General features: G+C 63.2%; 1 pseudogene. It reads left to right on the plus strand.

Features of this window, described 5'->3' with window-relative positions:
* Positions 1-231: pseudogene (locus SB822_RS61360) on the plus strand (patatin-like phospholipase family protein); the annotation flags it as partial.

The following is a 231-nucleotide window of genomic DNA, read 5'->3' on the forward strand; positions in this document are numbered from 1 at the left end:
GTTGGCGCGCTCGTGGAAGGGCAGAAGGGCTTCTTCGTGCCGCGCTTTCCGCCGCCTTTGCCGACCGTGTCGGGACCGCCTCAAGCGGCCAGCTACTACGACACCGCGCCGCTTAAAGCGACGTTGGAAAGTCTGTGCGACTTCGACCGCATCAACTCGCGGGAAATGCGCGTGTCCGTGGGCGCCGTCAATTGCGGCACGGGGAATTTTGCGTACTTCGACAACACGCAG

Source organism: Paraburkholderia sp. SIMBA_054 (assembly GCF_046534875.1).
GTDB classification, from domain to species: domain Bacteria; phylum Pseudomonadota; class Gammaproteobacteria; order Burkholderiales; family Burkholderiaceae; genus Paraburkholderia; species Paraburkholderia hospita.